This is a genomic window from Paenibacillus sp. RC21, from assembly GCF_044907935.1.
GTDB lineage: Bacteria > Bacillota > Bacilli > Paenibacillales > Paenibacillaceae > Paenibacillus > Paenibacillus terrae_A.
In genome coordinates this window covers 69,727-92,135 of record NZ_JBIYCS010000009.1, presented here as the reverse complement: position 1 = coordinate 92,135, position 22,409 = coordinate 69,727, and the positions used below count along the sequence as shown (strand labels likewise).

Below are 22,409 nucleotides of genomic sequence, written 5' to 3'. Positions count from 1 at the left end.
ACATGAAAAAATTTAGATTTTTACCAGTCGTACTGATCGTAATGGCTTTGCTGGTTTCGGCCTGCGGCAACAACGATAAAGGTACTAATTCAAATAATGCTTCTACCGGGGATGCCGGGTCTACTAATGGAAAAGCAGATTCAACCGCCATAGCTACTTTGGAATCTGTAAAAGCGAGCGGCAAGCTGCGAATCGGTACGGAAGGTACCTATGCTCCATTTACCTACCATGATGCTGCTGGTAAGCTGACAGGCTTCGACATCGATATTGCAACTGAAGTAAGTAAGCGTCTGGGCGTACAGCCGGAGTTTATCGAGACGCAATGGGATGGTATATTCGCGGGATTGAACTCCAAACGGTTTGACACGGTGTTCAATGAAGTGTCCATTACCGATGAGCGCAAGCAAAAATACGATTTCTCCGATCCGTACATTGTCTCCAAGGCAGTGCTGATCGTGAGCGAGGATAATAATGACATCAAAAAGTTTGCTGATCTGAAAGGTAAAAAGGCCGGGCAATCCCTGACCAGTAACCTGACTCAAATCGCGAAGAGCAATGGCGCGGAAATTGTGGCAACGGATGGATTCAATCAGGCGATTGATCTCCTGACATCCAAACGAGTGGATGCGACCGTCAATGATGGTTTGTCCTATCTTGATTTGAAGAAGCAAAAGCCTGACGCTCCCATCAAAAAGGTAGATGAATCTCCAGATGCTTCACACAGCGCGGCTGTTTTTAATAAAGGCAGTGAAGACTTGATCAAGGAAGTCAACAAAGCGCTGGCTGACATGAAGGCTGACGGTACGTATCTGAAAATTTCCGAGAAATATTTTGGATCCGACGTATCCAAATAACACACGAATAACCGGAGTCTCGCCATGTCGAACCGGACTTTCGCAAACTTATCTTTTTAAAGGATGTCTGCACAATGGATGATCGCCAGATACAAATTATTATCGATTCATTACTGCCTCTGCTGAAAGCAGGGGTTTCTTTCACGATTCCGCTCACACTTATCTCTTTTGCTCTGGGCTTGATACTGGCGCTGGTTACGGCGTTGGCTCGACTGTCCAAATGGAAAGTACTTAAGCTGATTTCCGGCTTCTATGTGTGGGTGATTCGGGGAACACCGTTGTTGGTGCAATTGTATATTATTTTCTACGGCTTGCCTTCAGTTGGCATTACGCTGGACCCTTTCATTGCTTCAGTGATCGGCTTTACGCTCAGCGTGGGGGCTTATGGCTCCGAAATTATGCGTGCGGCTATCATATCCATTCAGGAAGGTCAATGGGAGGCTGGCTACTCCTTGGGGATGACGCGCTGGCAAGTGCTGCGACGTATCGTGCTTCCGCAAGCAGCCCGTGTGTCCGTACCGCCGTTAGCGAATTCTTTCATCAGTTTGGTCAAGGATACTTCGCTAGCTGCGACGATCACCTATGTGGAAATGTTCAGAACAGCTAACCAGATTGTAGCCACCACGTATGAGCCGTTATTGGTGTATACCGAGGCGGGGGTTATTTATCTGCTGTTTAGCACCGTATTGACCGTGCTGCAAAATTACCTGGAGAAGCGGCTGAGACGTTTTTCCGTCAGATAAAGGAGATTGTACGGTGATCCAAATTCGGAATATACACAAATCGTTCGGCTCGCTGGAAGTGCTGAAGGGTGTTAATGTGACGTTGGATAAAGGGAAGGTGCTGGTAATCATCGGCCCGTCCGGCTCTGGAAAAACAACGCTTTTGCGCTGTCTGAATTTGCTGGAGGTTCCCGATCAGGGTGAGATTCAGGTGGGGGATATTGCACTGAATTTTGCCAAAGGAACGAAGCTGCGGCAGGAAAGCATCTTGGCGCTGCGCAAGCGAACGGGTATGGTGTTTCAATCCTACAACCTGTTTCCGCATATGACAGCAGTTCAAAACGTAATGGAGGGACAAGTCACCGTTCAAAAGAAAAACAAGGACGAGGCACGCAAACGCGCATTGGAGCTGCTTAAAAAGGTGGGACTGGCTGACAAAGCGGAATCCTATCCCCATCAGTTGTCGGGCGGACAGCAGCAACGCGTCGGTATTGCCCGGGCAATGGCGGTCGAACCTGAGGTGCTATTGTTCGACGAGCCGACCTCTGCGCTTGACCCCGAGCTGGTAGGTGAGGTGCTTAAAGTTATGAAGCAACTGGCTGCCGAAGGCATGACCATGGTCATTGTCACCCATGAAATGAAGTTTGCCGCTGAGGTCGCGGACCATGTGATTTTGATGGATCAGGGTGTGATCGTTGAACAGGGGACGCCACATAAGGTTCTGGAGCAGCCCACCAGTTCACGAGCTATTCAGTTTTTAAATCGGTTGAGCGGGGAAACAGAATAAAAATGAAGCTGGAAAAAAGAAGAACCTCTAAATGCGCCATTATGGGCATCAGAGGTTCTTCCTTTTTATGATGATTTAGAAGAATCCAACGCGTCCTTCGGCCACATTTTTTAACCAGTCCTGCTTACGGCTCTTATCAAGCTCGCCTCTCATACCTTTAATAATCAGCTCAATATCTGTTTTTCCACTCTCATGCCATTCCAGAGCAGTGCTGACATACAGCTCGCCGAGCTGAGCCAGGGAGAAGCCGTCAGTCATCGCTGCTGCCTTCTGTGTACCTGTCTCTCCTGCAAAAATAAGGAAGTTGCGCAGCTTGAGATACGCCAGTCGCAGCGCTTCGTCCGGCAGACTGATTTCATAGGCGCGATCGAAACGACCCGCCCGGTTCATCAGACCCGGATCAATTTTTTCGGGATAATTGGTCGTTCCGATCAGGAAGATGCCCTCCTTGGAAGTAGCGCCATCAAGCGTATTCAGGAAAAAGGAACGAACCTCCTGCGGCATGGAATCAATATCCTCAATGACCAGCACCATCGGAGCCAGACGGGTAGCCGCCTCGAACACCTCTTTGACTGATTCACTAGTTGTATACTCCGTAATTTGCCAGTAGGCGGCCGGACCTGGTACGCTGCTCGCAATAGATTTAACAAGCGTCGTTTTCCCGTTGCCCGGATGGCCATACAGCAGAATACCGCGTTTGTATGGAATATTATAAGTCTGATAGAATGTACGATCTGCTTCAAAAAACTGATCGAGTGAACGGAAAATATCGCGCTTGATTTCCGCTTTCAAAATAACGTCATCCCGCGTAATGGCACGGGTAATCGGCTCCGCCTGCCGGGATAATCCGCGGCTTGTGTCCGTAAAGACGGTGACCCGCTTCATGTTCTGCTTGCGTTCACGCCCGCGTACCCCCGCGAGGAAGCCTTGCAGTTCCTGATCGCCTGTCGCAAATACGTAATCTTCATTATATACGCCATTTTCACGGAAAAAGGGAACCCGCGCCAGCGCGATGCCCCACTTGGGATAGGCGAATACATTATTACGCATAGACAGGTGCACGCCGTATTCTGGAGTGGGCCCGTCATCGTCATATTGGATGGTACGTTCCTCCAGGCGATCAAAGACCCGTGCCACATGCTCCAGATCCGGGCTGCCTGAACGAATGTCCTCCTCCAGCAAGTCCCAATACTCAATATTGGGATCGTCGCTGGCATACAGCTCATATTTTACGCCATAGCGGTTATATAGGGCCTCACTGATGCCGTCGATCAGACGGGCATAAGCGGCATAGCCGGTAATACGCCCATCTGTACGTTCATCAAATTCGTAAATAGCTGGGATGTCTATACTCAATTATTTGGCTCCTTTCAGGGCGGCCAGCGGCTTGCATTTAGCTACAACGGCTGCGAGTCCTGCCCCGGTGACACTTTCAATAATATCATCTACATTTTTGTAGGCTTGGGGAGATTCGTCGAGAATGCTTTCCAGCGATGACTGATTGACCACAATCTCGTCGTCTGTCCCTACACCAAGTGCTCCGGCAAAATCGTCCACACTTACGAGCCGTTTGGTCGCAGAGCGTGAACGGATACGGCCCGCTCCATGGCAAATGGAGTGGAAGTTATCCTGCCCGCCCGGCAGACCGACCATAATATAGGAGGACGTCCCCATAGAGCCGGGAATCAAGGCCGGATGTCCTGTTTCCCGGTAAGGTTTTGGATTGTCGGGATGTCCGGCTGGAAGGGCGCGGGTAGCCCCTTTACGATGCACAAACACGTTACCGTGATCCGGGTGGGATTCCTCCCAACCATAATTGTGCATCAGATCGTACAAGGTGCGCAACTCGCACTTTGTACCAAAGACATCACGGAAGGCTTCACGCACGGAAAAAGCGATCAAATGTCGGTTCACCACCGCATAGTTCAGCGCCGAGTACATCATATTGATGTACTGCGCAGCTTCGGGATGCTCCAGAGGGGCAAATACCAACCTTGGATCAGAGGTACCAAGCCCAAGGCGACCCATTGCTTTGGCAATGGCAGACGAGCTGGTTTGGCTGACCGCTCCACCCCAGGCACGTGATCCGGAGTGGACCATGACGGCAACCTGACCGTCGAACATTCCCCAGGCTTCGGCTATTTCACGGTTGTGCTCGGCAATCTCAATCGCCTGAATTTCAACGAAATGATTGCCTCCACCCAGCGTGCCAAGCTGTCGGTGAGCCCGGTGCCACGTGCGATCTTCGACGAGATTAAGTACCTCTTCATCAAATGAGAATTTACTGTGCTCTACATGGGTGAGTGAGGTTGATTTTTTAGGCGTGTAGCTGTCTGGAATATATTTATTGGGTAACCCATGCAGGCCCTTGCGTACAATATGCTCCAGCCGGATATCTGAATAATGTCCCCGCTGGTGGGCTTCCATCGGCAAATATTTATCAATGGTCTTGACCAGCTTGCGGCGCAGCTTGGTTTCCTTCAAGGCATCCTTGTGCAAATTTGTCAGGTGTACGCGCATGCCGCAGCCGATATCGCTGCCGACGATGGAGGGAGATACATAGCCGTCCTCCATTCCCCATACCGCTGTCGTGCCGATGCAGGTTCCGACGCCTACATGCACATCCGGAGTATAGCCCATATAGCGGATACCGGGAATTTGTAAATTGTTATTAGCCATCTCGAACACCTTGTAATCCAGCGAGGAGAAAAGCTGCTGAGAAGCATATACGGTCAAATCGCCAGCCGGAAGCTTCATAAGATGGCTGTATGGTCCCTTTTCTAAGAACGAGTCTGTTGTGTGCTGTATATTCATATGGTTGGATAGTTCCCTTCTTCATGTAAATCAGGATTTTGCAAAATCCTGAAATCTAAAATTACTTACAAATTAAGCTTTAAAAAAGAAAATAAAAAAAAGCCGCAGACTTGTCGTCTACGGCTTCCTGCACCGAAAGTGTCATTACACGTCATGATCTATACATCATTAATACGTAAAATAACCTGTTCTTCCAATAGCATTAAATACAGAAAAAAGCCTGGTTAATCACGCCGTCAGACAGCGCGATGTCACCCATCATGTCGCCCGAACGGGGCCGATGAGACGAAAATTCATATATATGGTTTTGTCATGCTGCCTGTCTGTCACCATCATGTAAAGCTCAGTCATGTCTGTCGGCCCCCTTTTCCTAAAGTTAATTGCTATGTTAATGGAAACCTGTGGAAGCTGTCAACCCTGAAAAGAGGGAGAATGGAAAGATGTGACTTTAATCATAGTGAAGTGTGAGTTAGATCATAGTTCAAATGACCCAAACCTGTTATTGTCTAAATATTCAAATATTCAGAGATTGTTGATGGTTTACAGGACAATTTTTGTGAGGGGGACGGAGCAAGCATGGAAGGGGATCTCCAGAAGTTTAAGGCCGACTTTTTCAAAGCATTGGCTCACCCTCTGCGCATCCGCATTCTGGAGGTGTTAAGTGAAGGGGAGCGGAACGTAAATGAGCTACAGACTGCGCTCGGTTCCGAAGGCTCTGCCGTATCGCAGCAGTTGGCCGTGTTGCGCGCCAAAAATTTGGTGAGCAGCATCAAGGAAGGCACGACGGTCGTTTACTCGTTGCGGGACCCGCTCTTGACGGAACTGCTTGCGGTGGCGCGGCAAATTTTTGACAATCATCTGGTCGAAGCGATCTCGTTGCTGGAGGGTATTCGGAACGAGAAGTAATGCTACTACAGAAAAGAAGGGTTACAGAGGATGAAGTGGATGGGAAGGTTCGAGGGATATAACGCAGGAGCTTTGCGAAAGGACCTGATTTCCGGAAGTATCGTGGCAATTGTGGCAATTCCGCTCGGTATGGCGTTTGCCATTGCATCAGGAGTAAAGCCGGAATACGGGCTGTACACGACCATTGTGGCAGGAGTTTTGGTTTCACTGTTGGGAGGGTCCAAATTTCAGATTGGCGGACCGACGGGCGCTTTTATTCCGATTTTGCTGGCTATTGTCATGCAGTACGGTTATGAGAATTTACTCATAGCCGGTTTTATGGCGGGGATTATGCTCATCTTAATGGGCGTGCTGAGGCTAGGCGCGTTAATTAAGTTCATCCCCAAGCCGGTAACGATTGGCTTTACGGCGGGCATTGCCGTGACGATTTTCAGCGGTCAGATTGCTAACTTTCTCGGCTTGCGCGGAGTAGAGCGGCATGAAACGTTTCTGCCTTCTATGGCAGAGCTGATCCATCGCCTGCCTTCACTGAATGTGTACAGTATTCTGACGGCGGGTATCTGTCTTGCCGCCCTCATTCTGGTGCCTAAAAAATGGCCCAAGGTACCCGGTTCACTCGTGGGCCTGCTCTTATCCACGCTGGTGGCAGTCTGGCTTTTTCCGGGTCAGGTGGCAACGATCGGCTCCGCATACGGCGCAATTCCGGCATCTCTGCCTGAGCTGCATGTTCCAGGCGTGACCTGGGACCTGATTGTGAAGCTGCTGCCGCCCGCACTTGTCATCGCAATGCTGGGAGCTATCGAATCCCTGCTTTCGGCAGTGGTTGCTGACGGCATGACAGGAGACCGGCATAACAGCAATCGTGAGCTGGTTGGACAGGGTGTTGCCAACTTGCTCACACCGCTATTTGGCGGCATTCCTGCGACGGGGGCGATTGCGCGTACAGCCACAAATATCCGCAGTGGTGCCGTGTCTCCCATGTCGGGTATTGTACACGGCTTGGTTGTGCTGCTTATTCTGGTGGTTTTTGCTCCGTATGCATCCAATATTCCGCTGGCGAGCATGGCCCCGGTGTTGATGGTGGTCGCCTGGAATATGAGCGAGCGCAAACATTTTGCACACATCCTCAAGACGCGGACAGCTGACTCTATTGTACTGGTTGTCACCTTTTTACTGACGGTATTTACGACGCTGACTACGGCTGTTGAAGTAGGTCTGATTCTGGCCGTTGTGCTGTTCGTCAAGCGTATGAGCAGTACACTTTCAGTGGATAAGGTACTACCCGATCCTTCTGTCAAGCATGAAAAAGTCGGCGCGCATATGGTAACAGAGCAGCATGATTGCCCACAGGTGGCGATTTATAGTGTGGAAGGCCCTCTATTTTTTGGTGCCGCTTCGGCATTGGAAAATTCGGGGATGGGAGGTCAGGCTAACCGCCAGCAAGGGATTTTGCTGCTGCGTATGGGTAAGGTTCCCTTTATGGATATGACAGGAGAATCTAACTTTACCACATTGATTCAGAAATATCGGAAATCCGGTGGAACGGTGCTTGTTTCCGGCCTTCAGCCACAGCCTCTGGCATTACTTCACAAAACCGGATGCTACGACATGATCGGACATGAGCATTTTTTCGAGCATACAGGAGAAGCCCTCACGGCAGCCATAGCACTGGTGGATCGGGATGCATGTCGCGGGTGCAGCCAAATGGCTTTTCGGGAATGTGCTGCTCTATGCGGTAGATCGCAAGCACTATCAAAACCATCCATTTCGGATGGAGCTGTTCCGGTTCCCATACCTGTAAACAGCGGCAGATAGCCCTCTCTGAACTCTTCTATTGGAGTGCAGAACGAATGCTGAAAAATCTCTTTTATTTTTACGATTAGCAGTGCGCCCTCAAGATTAGCACCTGCTCGTAAAAACGGAAGAGGTTTTTTGTTTTCGAAGAAAAAGGGAAAAAATTCAAAAAAATGCTTGTATATCTGTTTTTATGACATTATACTAGATTCAAAAGATACCAATTGTATCATTCTTTTGTTTTAATTTGGTTTTTAATGCACAGATATTAAACCCCTCGATAACTTCTAGCTTCATACCCTACTTTTTCTTCACGTTTTTCTCTTACTTTTTCCAAAGCGATATAAGCTGAATTTTAAAAATTTACATGGGAACGAGGTAGGCAGAATGGTGCTGTACGAGCATCAGCGGTCACCTTTGCCCGAAGGATTACTGTTTCTTTCGGTCCTGCCCTCTTGGTTGTTCACCACAGAATCATGACCTATGGATTCCATGCTAGAATCTATATTTTTTGAAGGAGGTGAGGGCCAAAGGCTATTTTGTGAGCTTTTCACGTGGCTGTCGGCAGGTTATTCTTGAGAACCATAAAACCAAGTAAAGGGAGATGGAAAGTATTGATTAAGTCGAAAAATATCAAAAAGACGTTATCGGCTAGTTTTACTGCTATTCTTGCTTTTTCTCTGATTTCTCCGGTGTACGGAGATGCAAGCACAACCACCGCGGCAGGAGCTTCGACCATTTCCGCCAAGGTTTCAGCCAAGCTGAACCAGCAATTCAGTGACAGCGAGTACGTCACCTATCTGGTCAAATTAAAAGATCAGGTAGATACAGAGTCGGTTGCCAAGCATGCTTTCCAAAAGGCTTCCGCAGACCAGATTTCTCCGGCTGCCGCTAAGCTTTCTGTACGTACAACGGTTGTGAACTCTCTCATTGATACTGCTGAAAAATCTCAACAGCCTGTGGAAGAATACTTAAAGAAGGAAGTCAATAACGGAGGCGTCAAAAAGTACAAGAGCTACTTTATCGTGAACGCGCTTGCGGTAACGAGTACCAAGGAGGTATTGGATAATCTCGCCACACTTCCTGAGGTAGACAAAATTTTACCGGATGAAACGCGGGAGCTGCAAAAGGTTGAAATAGATAAGGATGCCCAGCCAGCAGTCGAGGAAGCGACAGCCGAACAAGCTGTTGTAGACACGGCTGTAACGGAAGAGAATGCACAAAAATCCGTGGAGGAATCCGTATATAAGGATGCTGTAACGCCGAGCCGAGCCGAATGGAATATTTCCAAAATTAAAGCACCACAGGTTTGGGCTAAAGGCATTGACGGCAAAGGGGTTGTCGTTGCCAATCTCGATACAGGCGTAGAGTACACTCACCCGGCGCTGAAAAGAAAATGGCGCGGCTTGAATGCTTCCGGTCAAGTCGTGAATCCAGAGCTGAGCTGGTATGATGCGGTTAACGGAGCATCACTGCCAACAGATTCAAATGGACACGGTACACATACGATTGGTACGAGCGTTGGCTCGGATAGTAACGGTACGAATGAAATCGGGGTTGCTCCCGGTGCCAAATGGATTGCTGTTCGAGTGTTCAACCCGAGCACGACAGATTCCATTCTGCTGGACGGAGGTCAATGGTTGCTGGCTCCAGTAGACAAAAATGGCAAGAAGCATCCTGAGCTTGCACCGGATGTGGTGAATAACTCATGGGGTGGCGGACCTGGGCTGGATGAATGGTATCGTCCTGTCACCAAAGCGTGGAGAGCGGCACAGATTTTCCCTGAGTTCTCTGCAGGTAACACGACTCTGTCAAATCCGGGCGGTCCTGGGTCTGTAGCCAATCCGGCGAATCTGCCGGAAGCTTATGCCACTGGAGCGACTGATGTCAACAACAAGCTGGCCAGCTTCTCGTTGCGCGGTCCTTCTCCATATGGCGAAGTGAAGCCTGAAATATCGGCTCCTGGGGTAAACATCCGTTCCTCTGTTCCTGGCGGAGTATATGAGGGGGGCTGGAACGGTACTTCCATGGCAGGCCCGCATACGGCCGGATTAGCGGCATTGCTGCTTCAGGCCAAGCCATCCTTGACAGTGGACCAACTGGAGGATGTTATTTCGAAAACAGCGACGCCGCTGACAGACAGCCAATATAAAACTTCACCGAATAACGGCTATGGATATGGCCTGATCGACGCGTTGGCTGCGGTCAATTCGGTACTTAACTAGAATGATCTGATCGTTCTTTAGAAAGATTTCGGAAATCCCTTGGAGCGGCTCGTCCAGAGATTGCATACACCTGCTAACCGTGTAATGTAACATTAACGCAGCCGCTACAAAGGGGTTTTCGTACATAGAAAATACAAAAATTATAAATTTCAAGGAAATTGCAAAAAAATCACTTGTATATCTGTTTTGATAACTTTATACTATCCATAATATATGTTTTTATATCAATTTTTAATATAAAATGTAACGATATAACATGTCGTGTTATAGCATGTTCTCTCTTCGACATTCTCCTGCTTGTTCTCCTTGGTATCTGCTGAATTTCATCGCATGTTATCTTTGATTCACAAACTCATCTATGAAATACATTCACCTATGAAATAAACTCACCTAAGAAAATCCAAATCGTTTTATACCTGAGCATTTTGCAACAATCCCAAGAGCGATTTCAAATTGTACTTTCGAGCGTTGGGGATCGAATGATGCAAAATGCTGACCTCTATATTCTATGAAGGAGGTGGTTGCCAACCATATCATGTTGTACAGCCCGTAGATTTGATGTGAAGGCAAGAAGGCATGAGGTCTTACTCTCGTACAGGTTATACCAGAAATATTAAACCTAGTAAAAGGAGTGGAGAAGTAATTGATTAAACCTAAACGATTTAAGAAACCACTATCTATCGGACTATCTTTGCTTATGGCCTTTTCTTTTGTTCAACCCGCTTTGGCGAATAACACACCGGATGGCTCCAAGCTGGAGTTGAAATCAGCTGCGCACAAAGTAACGACTGCGAAGGTATCCCCTAAACTGACCAAACAGTTTGAGGAGAACAACTATGTAACCTATCTGGTCAAATTAAAAGAACAGGTAGACACGAACAAGGTTTCCAAAAATGCTCTCCAAAAGGCCTCGCTTGAGAAAATAACACCCTCTGCCGCCAAAATGGCTGTTCGCAGCAATGTGATCAGCTCTCTGCGTGAAACCGCTTCAAGAACCCAATACGGGCTTGAAAATTATTTGGATAAACAATCAGAGAGCGGCGGAGTGAAGGAATATAAAAGCTACTTTATTGTCAATGCCCTGGCGGTCACAAGCACCAAGGAGGTGCTGGACCATATTTCGCAGCTGCCTGAGGTAGACAAAATTTTGCCGAATGAAACACGTTATCTGCAAAAGGTGACAGTTGACAAGCAGGCAGAGGGAACAGCAGCCAAAACTGCTGAAACAGCGACAGCAGACACTGCAAAATCTGCAACGGCAGAGAAAGCAGTAGAGCTGGAAAAGGACGATAGTAAAACATCGGCGAAGCCAGACAATGCAGGTAAGAACGCTGTAGACCCGTCTACCGTGGAATGGAATATATCACATATTAATGCACCGCAAGTATGGGAACAAGGAATCGACGGAACCGGAATCGTCGTGGCCAATCTCGATACAGGCGTAGACTATACTCATCCGGCCCTGCATCGCAAATGGCGCGGTCTGGACGCGGCAGGCAATGTCGTGAATCCCGAGCTGAGCTGGTACGATCCGCATAGTCATGCGACGTTGCCGGTCGATCAGGAAGCGGATTCCCACGGTACGCATACGATGGGAACGATGGTCGGCTCCGAGGAAAATGGAACGAACCGGGTCGGCGTTGCGCCTGGCGCGAAGTGGATTGCCGTTCGGATTTTTAATCCGGAAACGACGGATGCAATTATACTCGACGGCGGTCAATGGCTGCTTGCGCCAAGGGATGCCCAAGGCAATCTTCATCCCGAGCTTGCACCGGACGTGGTGAACAATTCGTGGGGCGGCGGACCCGGCCTCGATGAATGGTTCCGACCTGTGGTTCAAGCATGGCGGGATGCACAGATATTCCCTGAATTCTCCGCAGGTAATACTTCCCTTTCCAATCCGGGCGGTCCTGGATCGGTAGCGAATCCGGCTAACTATCCGGAATCCTTTGCTACTGGAGCAACCGATCTTAATGACAAGCTGGCTAGCTTCTCACTGCTGGGACCGTCGCCATATGGCGAAGTGAAGCCCGAAGTTTCTGCACCGGGTGTAAATATTCGATCATCCGTTGCTGGCGGTGCTTATAAAGGCGGATATAACGGAACTTCCATGGCGGGCCCTCATGTAGCGGGACTTGCGGCTCTGTTGCTGCAAGCGAATCATTCGCTTACCGTGGATCAACTGGAAGAAATTCTGGAAAATACAGCTACACCACGCACGGATAGCACATATCCGACCTCTCCGAACAATGGCTACGGACATGGTGTCATTAATGCATTGGATGCAGTCGGCTCTGTCGTTCAGGGCTTGGGCTCCGTATCCGGTAAAGTTGTAACAGGTGGAGATGATCTGGAAGCGCCTGTTCTGGAGCATACACCGTCTGCTGCGGCATTCGAGGGCATTGACATACCTCTGACTGCTCATGTAACGGATAATGTCGGGGTGACAGCAGTTGAGGCCTTTGCCAAAACAGCGGGTACGTCAAACTATGTATATATTCCGTTGGAACGGACCTCCGGCGACAGCAAAGACGGTACATATCAAGCGTCCATCCCGACTTTCTTGGTGGATAGCGCCGGTCTGGAATACTATATTCGCGTGAATGATTACGGCAATAACGGTTTTGAAACCGAAGTGTACAAGGTTAATGTCTCCAAAGGCGTCAAACCTGGCTATACACAGGATTTTGAAAAGGATATTGCTGGTATCAATGTCGGTGGACAGGGTAGTGTCTGGAAATGGGGAACCCCGGTAAGTGGCCCCGGAAGCGCACATTCGGGAACGAAGGTCCTTGCGACCAATCTCGAAGGCAAATATGCGTCCAACTCTAACAGCTATTTCCTCGCTCCTCCGATTGATCTGACCAATAGTCCCAAAGGGGCGTTGCTCAGCTTCAAGCATTGGTACGATATTGAAAACAATTCTGATTTGGGCAAGGTGTATATAGCCACCGCCAACAATCAGAATGCATTTGAGCAGGTATTATCATTTACAGGCACCAGCAACGGCTGGAAAACACAATATCTCGATCTGCGAGCATTTGCAGGTCAGAAGGTATACCTTCTGTTCAACTTTACAAGTGATAATACGGTTGTAAAAGATGGCTGGTATATCGACGATCTGTCGATTCAGGAGCCGGATACCGTTGCACCTGCCGCGCCAAGTAATCTGACTGCCGAAGCGGATACAGTCGGCAACGTCTCGCTGGCTTGGAATGCTTCATCCGATGAAGACGTGAAGCAGTATAAGGTGTATCGCTCCACCCAATCGGGCAAAAATTATACTTCGTTGGGTACAACCTCTGGACTGACCTTCACCGATACAATCACGGTCAGCGGCTCGACCTATCATTATGCAGTGGCGGCCGAGGATTACAGTGGTAACGAGGGAGCCAAGTCGAATGAGGCTTCACTGAGAGTAGAAGTGCCGGATACGCTGTATAGCGATTCGTTTGATGGCAACTCGGATAACGGCTGGACTCATTCTGGTACCAAGGATGAATGGGAACGTGGCATCCCCACAGAAGTGGGACCAGAAAGTGCAGTATCCAGACCAAACGTATGGGCAACCGATCTCGATAGTAACTATGAGAGCGGAGCTGACTTTTCGCTGGTTTCTCCAAAAATTAATTTGAATGGTGTGCGGAACGCAACACTTACCTTCAACCACTGGTTTGAAATTGAGTCCGGCTATGACTTCGGTTATGTAGAAGTGTCCAAAAATAGTGGCGACACCTGGACCGAGCTGGGCAAATTCTCTCATAACACTAATGGGAAAAAATGGACTCCAGTTTACTACAATCTGGATAGCTATACCGGCAATGAGATTCAAATTCGCTTCCGCTTGAAATCGGATAACAGTGTGAACAAAAACGGTTGGTACATTGACGATTTCCGTGTACTGGGCATTCCAGCTTCGACAGTGACCAAGGATGTAGTACCTGAGTCGAATATCAAACTGGAAAAAGCGGAAGAACAATTCCCACTGTACAAAATTACAAGCACCGAAAAGAGTGAATTCCAGGAAAAAGTGAAGCCGACGGAAACAACGGTGGACAGTGGACGTGTCGGTCTCGAAAGTCTTCCTGCCAGCGCCACAGTTACCGTACTGGAAACCGGACGTTCGGTGAAAACCGATCCGACCACAGGTAAATACAGCTTCATTCACGTAGCAGGCGATTATACGCTGAAGGCTGAAGCCTATGGCTATGAGCCTCAAACGAAGCAGGTCACGATTGAGAATAATAAAGTAATCAGAGCGAACTTTAGTCTCCAAGCGGTACCTCATGGTACGATTCACGGAGTCATTACCGATAAGCAATCCGGTGAACCGATCCGAAAAGCGAAAGTGCTTGTGCTGGAGGATGCACGCATTGCTCCGGTAGAAACCAATGAGGCTGGAGAATTTACGCTGGATGTGCTGGAAGGGACATATACATTATCCATTGCAGCAGAAAATTATTACAGCGACAGTGTCACGGTCACAGCACCTCCGAACGGCAGTGTGGAAGCGAATGTCGCATTGAAGCCATTTATCGGCTTCCAGGGGGGCATCGCTTACGATGACGGTACCGGAGAAAATGCCAGAGCCTTTAACGCGGCAGGCAACTCCTGGGCAGTCAGAATGACACCTGAATCAGAGGTGGCTCAAGTGACAGGAGCGTCGCTTCTGTTCTGGAATTCAACCTTCCCGAATCCGGGAGGAACGGCGTTCAAATACTCCGTATATGATGCATCTGGTGCGGCAGGCGCACCGGGACGTCTGCTGGCTGGTCCATTTGATGGCACAGCCGTTCGGGATGAAACACAGTGGACGACCGTACAATTCCCTGAACCCGTAACGGTTCAAGGCGACTTCTATATCGTCTATACGCAGCCAAGCGCAGGCACGCAAGCTCCGGGTCTTGCTACAGACGAGAGTGGACCCAATGCGCTTCGTAGCTGGCAAGGTGTAAGCGGCGCATGGAGCCAATCACCGGAGGATGAGGGCAATTACATGATCCGGGCGATCGTCAGATATCCGGTTAATGCGCCAACGATTACAACACCGACCAAGGCAACGTATACGAAGGAAGAGACAATCACCGTTACAGGTACTTCCCCGGCAGACGGAGCGGATATCCAGCTTTTTAACGGTAATGAACTGGCTGGTACAACCAAGGTGAAGGATCGCCAGTTCAGTCTGGCAGTCGATCTTCAGCCGGGTGCCAATCCACTGAGTGTTCAGGCGGCGGTATACGGCAAAGCAACAGATCGTTCCGAGCCTGTGGTCGTCATACTTGACCAGACTAAACCGGGTCTGATCTTGACTTCGCCAGATGAAGGAGCCCGTACAAATGCGGGTGTCGTCAGTGTAACAGGTACGGTGTATGATGAGTTCCTCACCAACTTGACGATTAACGGGGAGCCAACCGAATTTGGAAGCGACGGCAGCTTTAACAAGCGGTTGCTCATCAATGAAGGGGAAAATCAAATTACGGTAACGGCCAAGGATCTTGCCGAGAACGTAACTACGGTTACCCGTTCGGTGTATGTCGATACAGCCTTGCCGAAGCTGGAAAATATCAGTCCTGCTGAGGATGTGCGTATCACTCCAGGGCAACCGGTGCAGGTATCCTTCGACAGTACGTCCGGATTGGAGGCATCCTTCCGTGTGGAATTGCCTTTCAATCTGACCACCTTGGCCCGAAACGAAATTCCATTAAACGAAACTTCGTCAGGTCATTATGAAGGAACTTACTTCACTTCCTCTTCTCTGAGCCTGGAAGGCGGAGTCATCGTGATCCGGGTAAGGGATGCAGCAGGAAATGAAGTGGAGACGGAAGCACCCGGAAGATTGTATGTAACGAAGGGTGGAGGGCAGGACCCTGATCCGAATCCACCGACCTCTAACGAGAAACCAGTTGCAATCATTCAGGCGAATGATTCAGCCAAGAAGAACAAGAACGTTCAGTTTAACGGAAAAGCCTCACGTGATGTAGACGGTGAAATCGTCAGCTATAGCTGGAACTTCGGCGATGGCGATACAGCGTCCGGCTCCAAGGTAAAGCATAAATTTACCACAGCCGGAACGTATACCGTGGAGCTGACGGTGACAGATAATAATGGTGCAAGCGGAAAAGCTGCGCATACCATCACGATCCGTTAATAAGGTACACGGAATGTTTCTTTTAAAATAACAACAGAAGACCCACAGCAAGCCACCATTTTCGGAGGTCTGCTGTGGGTCTTTTTGAATTGTGGAACAGGTCTGGAAGCGATAGAATGAATAGAAACATATAAAGTGAATCTATTCACAATACTATTTTTTAGACAGGAGAGAATCATATGATTCATTTGCAAAAAGAAAGCGGGCGTATCCGCCTTGTGCTGGATGCCTATTTTATGGGAGAGGACATGGTCGTACTTATTTCCGGCGGCGATCAGCCGCATCTGGGAACGATTACAGCAGGCGCCAGACTGGAGCCGATCCAAACCGTTCAATTGCAAGCCCACAAGGAATTTTATATTACCGAAGAAATTGCCGTTCGTTTGCGAAAAGAGTTTGCGGGTAACTTTGCAATTTGCTGCGGGGCGCATATGGACCATGTAACGAAGGACGAAATCCGAATGTTGACGGAAATGGCTATACAATTGGGTAAAGAGCTGATCGATCAACTCAAGCAAAAACGTCTGTAACGACTGTAGCGACCTTTTTAAGAAAACTCCTGAATGAGCAGATTTCGGTATGGATATTTACTGTAAGGATACTTAAAAAGCAAAGCAAAGCCATGATCCTCGATTTGTACGGATTTCAGTGCAGTGGATGGAATCAAGCTGCGGATCATCAGAGTAACCGCACGCTGGTCTTTCTGGTTGATGGCTTTGGCTAAAGCAGAAGCAAAGCATCGATTGCGTGCCAATTCGAGATACAGCGGAAAAACGGCTCTGGCGATGGCGCGGTGAACCCTCGGCTCAAATGTAAACTGCACCGTACCGGGTGGAATCGTCGTTCCGTTCGTATAATACAGCATTGGTGGCTGGGCCAAGAAGGAGATAAAATAGCCGATGCCATTCGTGCCCAGTCCTTGCTTGGCAGCAAATGGCGCTACCGAGCAGAGAAGGGCCTTCATCCGATCCAAATTGCCATGCACTACAGCACGTGACCATTGAACGGCGAAAGAACGACGGGTGGCAATAGCTTTGTAAAATGGCAGCATGGCGGCGGATATTTTCCTGAGCATGTCAGCATTTAAGCGTTTGTGAGGCGAACACCTTCTGCGGGATGTTGCACGATATACCATAGCTCCGACCTCCTAGGCAGGATGCTCTCAGGGAGCGCATTTTATCAGTAATAGGTAAAATACTGTATGCCCGATCACTACGAAAAGTGATTATGTATCCATATTTTGTTGCTAATAATTAACTGTTTTTAAAATTTATTGGTCGAATTTCTGATCATAGAATTTTTCTTCAATTTCTAGTGATGTCTCTATCGCTTTCTTGTTTAATAAATGTGAATAAGTATCTAATGTTATAGTTACACTTGTATGACCCCATATCTCAGAAACTACCTTTGGATGTATCCCGATGGATAACATTAGTGAAGCTGCTGTGTATTCAATTCCCAAAGATTATTTTCAGAGCATACTAACAACAATGGCACTGGTATTTTGATACCAGTGCCATTGTTCAGGCATTTATTCACTTTTTTTCGTAAACTCTGATATTTACCCTAGATAAGCTTTTCATTCAACCACAATATGATTATTATCCACAATCACTTTGTTGTTACTTTTACTTTATAAGGATAAGTTTCACCATCCTCTTCAATATTAAAATGTTTAATTTCATCTGGAGTTGCGGATACAACCAAATAAACAGATTTTTCATCTCCTTGCAAATTCAATGAATTTTTCCCTTTGTTCCACATTGTAGAATATCGGGTATCCCCCGAATGCGTTACGGTAACAATGCTAGCTCTCCAATCAGCGCCTTTTGCTGTGCTTGTTCCTTGGAAATCAATGGTAACGGAAGCTTTGCTCAAATCAACATCTAAAGGAACAATGTTGTAGCCTGTCTGTTGTGGAGCCTTGTTTTCAGGGACGGTCATCCAGCCGCCTTTACCACTTTTCAGTGTTGTATATATCTTTTCATAATTGCCGTTAGTTCTCAAAAGTTCATCTAAATGTTTCAAATAATATTGTTGGCTCTTGAAGTCCATAGTTACCAATCTTCTTGCCATTCCACCCAGTAATTCTTTAGTAGAAACTCCAGTTACCTTTTCCATAGATTCAAAGTAGGTCGTATCTTTTCCGCCGTAAGACAATAAATCCAACATTGCTCGATGGCCAAGTCCGTTGATGTGATCTGGATTTTCATTAATATACAGGAGAATAGGCCATGCATCGTACCAATTCTTTACATGTGGAAAATGTGATTCCGAATTCAGTATAAAGGGGGCAAAAAAGTCAGAGTCTGGACCATATACCGTTCCACCATAACTGTAGTAATCGCTACCCAAATATTCATTACGCAAGAAGTTAGCTACCGCTTCATACCACTCATAAGGGACCTCTCCTCCATTATGATAGGTAAATACATGGCCTAATTCATGAGGAACTACCCAGCTTGGTGGGTCTACACGCATCGCAGCCGGCATCATGACCATGTAAGCAAATGCATCGTTGTCTACTGACATATAAGCCCAATCTTCGTCAATCTTTTTCAGTCCAGTGCTCGCAATGTAAATGTTCGTTTTATATTTTCCAGTTAAATTTGGAGAAGTTCCGATATCCCCCAATCCAAATTTATCCATGTAAAATGAACGGATACTTTCGAGGTTGGCCAAGTTGCCTTGAACAAAATCCCTATTTACTGTTCCAGTTGTATCTCTGTTTCCCCAAATAATTTGAAAATGCTCGGAGGTAGCACGATTTACAGAAGAATCAGATAAAGAATAAAAAGCATCTCTTGCCTTGTATTCGTTTGTATTCTTCGTACTTTCTGTAGTGATAACGCTTTCATAACCTTCAGCTTTTGCCGTTTTGGCAGTGCCTAGTAAATCAGCTACTGCCCCATAGCTTGTTACATTCAATAATAATAAAACCATTAACAAGCAGCATACTAGCTTTTTCATAATTAACACTCCTTTACATTAATGTAGTATATTGATTTCTTTTATATAATAACGCAAATTCCTCGATGCTGAAATGAAAATATTTTAATGTTTTATATTATTTTCCAATAATAAAAGAACAGCCTGCGAAATCAAATTGATTTAGCTGAGAATATTACTTAGTACCTTGATAAAATCAAATTTAAGGATAAGAGGTTTTGATTTTTTTGCTGCTGGATTCGAGTTGGCGAATGGACAGATATAGAAAAAGAAGATTACTATTATCGTTGCGTATACTCATATAGACCTGATGTTATAATTATAAGGACAGTGGCTCTTGTCTATTTTCTAGATCATTGTGCTAATTTGGGTCCTCTACGTGAGACTGCTGAAGGTTTGGGTGCCGATCGTCAACATTATTGTTGAATTGTACCAAAAGAAAAAGAAATAGACCGCTGCCCTACTTTGGTAAGGTAACAGTCCATTTCATGATACAACCTATTGGCGACCGCTCTTCAAAGCGGCTGTTGCCAAAGAGTGAGGATATTAGTGCATCTAAGCTTCTTTAGCTCTTGACTACATTTTATATAAAGGCCAATGATCTCGACAATTAAGTACAGACGTATTGCGGTAAAATGTATTGTGAACTTTAATCAGAATTGCATATGGCTTTAAAAGATAACCATCATTTTTTGAAATAAGTACTGTCCTGATTTGTAAGATTGTGGTACCCTAGAACGTATATATTGTTATTTTACATATTGGAGCTGAATCAGACAAATGAGTAATTTATACAAAGACCCCCAATCGTCCGATCCTTTTCAGGAGACGAATGGTTATAACGCCCCATTTAATCCGCCCCCACAGCTTCCGCCTACAAACAGTAAAGCTGTTGCTTCGATGGTGCTCGGTATTCTAGCTGTCGTCATTCCCTATCTGGGGTTCATTATCGGCATCATCGGTATCATTTTGTCCAGTCTTTCCCTGAAGGAAATTAACCGTCATGGCGAACAAGGCAGGGGTATGGCTATTGCCGGATTGGTATGCAGCATTATCGGAACACTGATCTATGCATTGATCATCATTTTCATAGTCGTTGTTTTTGTTTTAGCAGCCTCAAGTGGCGACAATCCGTTTTCCGACATTTAATGAAATCAGTGAGCTCATACACTTGTACTCTTCACGATGGGGATTCCAGATGCTATGATGAATGGAGTCCAATCAAGGAGAGTGAAAGTCATATGGCACGTACTCAAACACAAAAAGCGCTAAGCAAGGCGAAGCACGCCGGAAACTACTGCTCTGCACAGAGCCGCAAAACAAATGGTCATTATGGCGAGATATCGCAGCATGTGCGAATGAAGCCAACCAAGCAGGAACAATTACAAAGAATCAAGCACAAGAAGCGAATCGTTCAGAGCGACGCTTCTTTTTTTGTCTTCCGTGTTATTATTTTATTCCAAGTTGTTAAAAAAGGACTTGATAATAATTATCATTCTTGCTAAAATATAAAAAGAAAAAGGAACCCGGCTAGGGGCTCCTTTAGGGTAAACCAATGCTTTACAGAAATAACCAACCTTATTTTGCTTCAAAGGTTTTGCAGTCCGTTTCTTCGGACTTGTGAGTGTCTGTAGGTCTGTTGCTTACGATATAAATGGAGCTTGCGCTACATTTATTTTCTTGAGCCCAGTGTGTACATGAGTTCACTTCACACATAACGTCTTTTGCCATGTTGTTCATCTCCTTATGAGTTGGATGTAATAGGCTAAGCAAATAAATACGGTCAGGCAAGGTAGGACTTGTCCAACTGTGATTACCCTCTTATTGGAAAGAGGGATTTTGCTATGCCTACTTGTACAATATCAAATGAATCTTAAAATTGCAATGTTTGCTTCAAACAAAAGCTGTCCTCCATGCAGAGCGGAATACCCCTCTGACGGAGAGCAGCTTTTTTGCTGTCTGAACATATAACAATAACGGTACTAAAATGACTTAGCGAACGGCAGGGATATCCACGATCGGGTCAATGTCAGCCTCGTAATCCACACCCTCAAATTCAAAGCCAAACAGTTTAAAAAATTCGCGGCGATATCCTTCAAGATCAGACAGCTCGTAGATGTTGTCTGTCGTCAGCTCGTCCCATATTTTCGCTACCTCAGCCTGAACATCTTCTCGTAGCTCCCAATCATCAATGCGAATACGTCCTTCCTCATCCACAGGAGTTTCCGGAGCATAGAGACGCTCGGAAAACAGACGGTAGCTCTGCTCCACGCAGCCTTCATGTAATCCTTTTTCCTTCATTACCTTGTACAAAGCGGAAATATACAGAGGTACGACTGGTATAGCAGAGCTGGATTGAGTGACCAGTCCTTTGGTGACTGCCACGAAAGCGCGTCCGCCTGTGGCTCTCAGTTGATCATTCAGCTGATGTGCTGTCGCTTCCAGATGATCCTTTGCACTTCCGATCGTACCTTCTCTGTATACCGCTTGGGTAATGTCTGAACCGATATACGAAAAGGAGAAGGTGGTCGCGGAATCAGCCAGCACACCGCCCTCACGCAAGGCGTCGATCCACAACTGCCAGTCTTCGCCGCCCATAACCTCTACAGTCCCCTGCACTTCTTCATTTGTCGCTGGTTCCAGTGTAACGCTGCTCACTTCGCCAGTGTGGAAGTTGACTGTTTTATTTGTGTACGGCTTGTCAATGGGTTTGAGCACGGAACTAAACGTTTCACCTGTACGGGGATTGGTGCGGCGACCGGAAGCGACACTGTACACCACCAAATCGACTTGCCCCAACTCTTTGCGAATGACGTCCACCGTTTTGGCTTTGATTTCATCCGAGAAGGCATCCCCTGTCACGCTAAAGGATTTAAGCCCTGCTTCCTGAGCAGCCTTTTCGAATGCAGCGGAATTGTACCAGCCTGCCGATGCTGTCCGTGTAGCTGTAGCATTACTAGGACGATATACGCCGATTGTATTGGCCCGCGCTCCGAATGCAGCCGTAATGCGGGAAGCCAGGCCATATCCGGCAGATGCCCCGATCACAAGCACATTGCGAGGTCCCTCGATAGCAGGATGGGCTTGCACATAGTTAATTTGTTCCTGAACATGTCGGGCACACCCCACTGGATGAGCAGTGGTACAGATAAAGCCGCGTGTTCTTGGTTTGATAATCATTTTATTGTAATTCCTCTCTTCTTGTAGCAA

Annotated in this window: 16 protein-coding genes; 10 read left to right on the top strand and 6 right to left on the bottom strand. The window is 47.2% G+C overall.

The window, feature by feature from the left end; translation table 11 throughout:
* Positions 1 to 2 precede the first annotated feature (2 nt).
* The 3 genes from ABIA61_RS22710 (at position 3) to ABIA61_RS22700 (ending at position 2,363) form a co-directional block, all read left to right on the top strand.
* Positions 3 to 854 carry an amino acid ABC transporter substrate-binding protein gene (locus ABIA61_RS22710; protein WP_404581297.1) on the top strand — a complete coding sequence of 284 codons (852 nt, stop codon included), beginning with the start codon at positions 3 to 5 and terminating at the stop codon, positions 852 to 854.
* Between the two features lie 74 nt (positions 855 to 928).
* A complete protein-coding gene (locus ABIA61_RS22705) occupies positions 929 to 1,597 on the top strand; it encodes an amino acid ABC transporter permease (protein WP_404520979.1) in 669 nt (222 codons plus the stop codon).
* A 13-nt stretch (positions 1,598 to 1,610) separates the two neighbouring features.
* Positions 1,611 to 2,363: an amino acid ABC transporter ATP-binding protein gene (locus ABIA61_RS22700; protein ID WP_404520978.1), complete on the top strand. Its 753-nt coding sequence runs from the start codon at positions 1,611 to 1,613 to the stop codon at positions 2,361 to 2,363.
* Positions 2,364 to 2,438: 75 nt separating this feature from the next.
* Here ABIA61_RS22700 and ABIA61_RS22695 read toward each other — a convergent pair whose 3' ends face one another.
* Both ABIA61_RS22695 and ABIA61_RS22690 read right to left on the bottom strand, forming a co-directional pair.
* Positions 2,439 to 3,719, bottom strand: a complete 1,281-nt coding sequence (locus ABIA61_RS22695; RefSeq protein ID WP_283652892.1) for an AAA family ATPase — start codon at positions 3,717 to 3,719, stop codon at positions 2,439 to 2,441.
* Positions 3,720 to 5,177 carry an RtcB family protein gene (locus ABIA61_RS22690; RefSeq protein WP_283657249.1) on the bottom strand — a complete coding sequence of 486 codons (1,458 nt, stop codon included), beginning with the start codon at positions 5,175 to 5,177 and terminating at the stop codon, positions 3,720 to 3,722.
* A gap of 576 nt (positions 5,178 to 5,753) precedes the next feature.
* Here ABIA61_RS22690 and ABIA61_RS22685 point away from each other — a divergent pair.
* The 5 genes from ABIA61_RS22685 to lpdD all read left to right on the top strand — a co-directional run bounded on the left by ABIA61_RS22685 (position 5,754) and on the right by lpdD (position 16,780).
* On the top strand, positions 5,754 to 6,083 hold the full coding sequence (locus ABIA61_RS22685; RefSeq protein ID WP_014282840.1) for an ArsR/SmtB family transcription factor: 330 nt from the start codon (positions 5,754 to 5,756) through the stop codon (positions 6,081 to 6,083).
* A gap of 30 nt (positions 6,084 to 6,113) precedes the next feature.
* Complete coding sequence (locus ABIA61_RS22680) at positions 6,114 to 7,898, top strand: SulP family inorganic anion transporter (protein WP_404520977.1); 1,785 nt, start codon at positions 6,114 to 6,116, stop codon at positions 7,896 to 7,898.
* Positions 7,899 to 8,491: 593 nt separating this feature from the next.
* Positions 8,492 to 10,102 carry a S8 family serine peptidase gene (locus tag ABIA61_RS22675; protein ID WP_404520976.1) on the top strand — a complete coding sequence of 537 codons (1,611 nt, stop codon included), beginning with the start codon at positions 8,492 to 8,494 and terminating at the stop codon, positions 10,100 to 10,102.
* A gap of 643 nt (positions 10,103 to 10,745) precedes the next feature.
* Positions 10,746 to 16,250: a S8 family serine peptidase gene (locus ABIA61_RS22670; protein ID WP_404581296.1), complete on the top strand. Its 5,505-nt coding sequence runs from the start codon at positions 10,746 to 10,748 to the stop codon at positions 16,248 to 16,250.
* Positions 16,251 to 16,429: 179 nt separating this feature from the next.
* Positions 16,430 to 16,780: a prenylated flavin chaperone LpdD gene (lpdD, locus tag ABIA61_RS22665; RefSeq protein WP_283652888.1), complete on the top strand. Its 351-nt coding sequence runs from the start codon at positions 16,430 to 16,432 to the stop codon at positions 16,778 to 16,780.
* Positions 16,781 to 16,797: 17 nt separating this feature from the next.
* Here lpdD and ABIA61_RS22660 read toward each other — a convergent pair whose 3' ends face one another.
* Positions 16,798 to 17,385 carry a hypothetical protein gene (locus ABIA61_RS22660; RefSeq protein WP_283652887.1) on the bottom strand — a complete coding sequence of 196 codons (588 nt, stop codon included), beginning with the start codon at positions 17,383 to 17,385 and terminating at the stop codon, positions 16,798 to 16,800.
* A gap of 476 nt (positions 17,386 to 17,861) precedes the next feature.
* Positions 17,862 to 19,220 carry a DUF6055 domain-containing protein gene (locus ABIA61_RS22655; RefSeq protein WP_283652886.1) on the bottom strand — a complete coding sequence of 453 codons (1,359 nt, stop codon included), beginning with the start codon at positions 19,218 to 19,220 and terminating at the stop codon, positions 17,862 to 17,864.
* Positions 19,221 to 19,979: 759 nt separating this feature from the next.
* Between ABIA61_RS22655 and ABIA61_RS22650 the strand changes: the two genes are divergently transcribed.
* Positions 19,980 to 20,348, top strand: a complete 369-nt coding sequence (locus ABIA61_RS22650; protein ID WP_283652885.1) for a DUF4190 domain-containing protein — start codon at positions 19,980 to 19,982, stop codon at positions 20,346 to 20,348.
* A 92-nt stretch (positions 20,349 to 20,440) separates the two neighbouring features.
* Complete coding sequence (locus ABIA61_RS22645) at positions 20,441 to 20,704, top strand: hypothetical protein (RefSeq protein WP_283652884.1); 264 nt, start codon at positions 20,441 to 20,443, stop codon at positions 20,702 to 20,704.
* A 73-nt stretch (positions 20,705 to 20,777) separates the two neighbouring features.
* On the opposite strand, the gene ABIA61_RS22640 is transcribed toward ABIA61_RS22645, so the two are convergent.
* On the bottom strand, positions 20,778 to 20,930 hold the full coding sequence (locus tag ABIA61_RS22640; RefSeq protein ID WP_081473770.1) for a DUF1540 domain-containing protein: 153 nt from the start codon (positions 20,928 to 20,930) through the stop codon (positions 20,778 to 20,780).
* A 261-nt stretch (positions 20,931 to 21,191) separates the two neighbouring features.
* Positions 21,192 to 22,379 (bottom strand): enoyl-ACP reductase FabV, encoded by a 1,188-nt coding sequence (gene fabV, locus ABIA61_RS22635; RefSeq protein ID WP_404581294.1) that lies wholly within the window; start codon positions 22,377 to 22,379, stop codon positions 21,192 to 21,194.
* Positions 22,380 to 22,409 lie beyond the last annotated feature (30 nt).

Excerpts from the sequence above, each read along its gene's own strand:
- ABIA61_RS22655 (WP_283652886.1), bottom strand. The coding sequence starts at position 19,220 with ATGAAAAAGCTAGTATGCTGCTTGTTAATGGTTTTATTATTATTGAAT.
- ABIA61_RS22690 (WP_283657249.1), bottom strand. The coding sequence starts at position 5,177 with ATGAATATACAGCACACAACAGACTCGTTCTTAGAAAAGGGACCATAC.
- ABIA61_RS22710 (WP_404581297.1), top strand. The coding sequence starts at position 3 with ATGAAAAAATTTAGATTTTTACCAGTCGTACTGATCGTAATGGCTTTG.
- ABIA61_RS22685 (WP_014282840.1), top strand. The coding sequence starts at position 5,754 with ATGGAAGGGGATCTCCAGAAGTTTAAGGCCGACTTTTTCAAAGCATTG.
- ABIA61_RS22680 (WP_404520977.1), top strand. The coding sequence starts at position 6,114 with ATGAAGTGGATGGGAAGGTTCGAGGGATATAACGCAGGAGCTTTGCGA.
- ABIA61_RS22640 (WP_081473770.1), bottom strand. The coding sequence starts at position 20,930 with ATGGCAAAAGACGTTATGTGTGAAGTGAACTCATGTACACACTGGGCT.
- ABIA61_RS22645 (WP_283652884.1), top strand. The coding sequence starts at position 20,441 with ATGGCACGTACTCAAACACAAAAAGCGCTAAGCAAGGCGAAGCACGCC.
- ABIA61_RS22650 (WP_283652885.1), top strand. The coding sequence starts at position 19,980 with ATGAGTAATTTATACAAAGACCCCCAATCGTCCGATCCTTTTCAGGAG.
- ABIA61_RS22705 (WP_404520979.1), top strand. The coding sequence starts at position 929 with ATGGATGATCGCCAGATACAAATTATTATCGATTCATTACTGCCTCTG.
- ABIA61_RS22660 (WP_283652887.1), bottom strand. The coding sequence starts at position 17,385 with ATGGTATATCGTGCAACATCCCGCAGAAGGTGTTCGCCTCACAAACGC.
- fabV (WP_404581294.1), bottom strand. The coding sequence starts at position 22,379 with ATGATTATCAAACCAAGAACACGCGGCTTTATCTGTACCACTGCTCAT.
- lpdD (WP_283652888.1), top strand. The coding sequence starts at position 16,430 with ATGATTCATTTGCAAAAAGAAAGCGGGCGTATCCGCCTTGTGCTGGAT.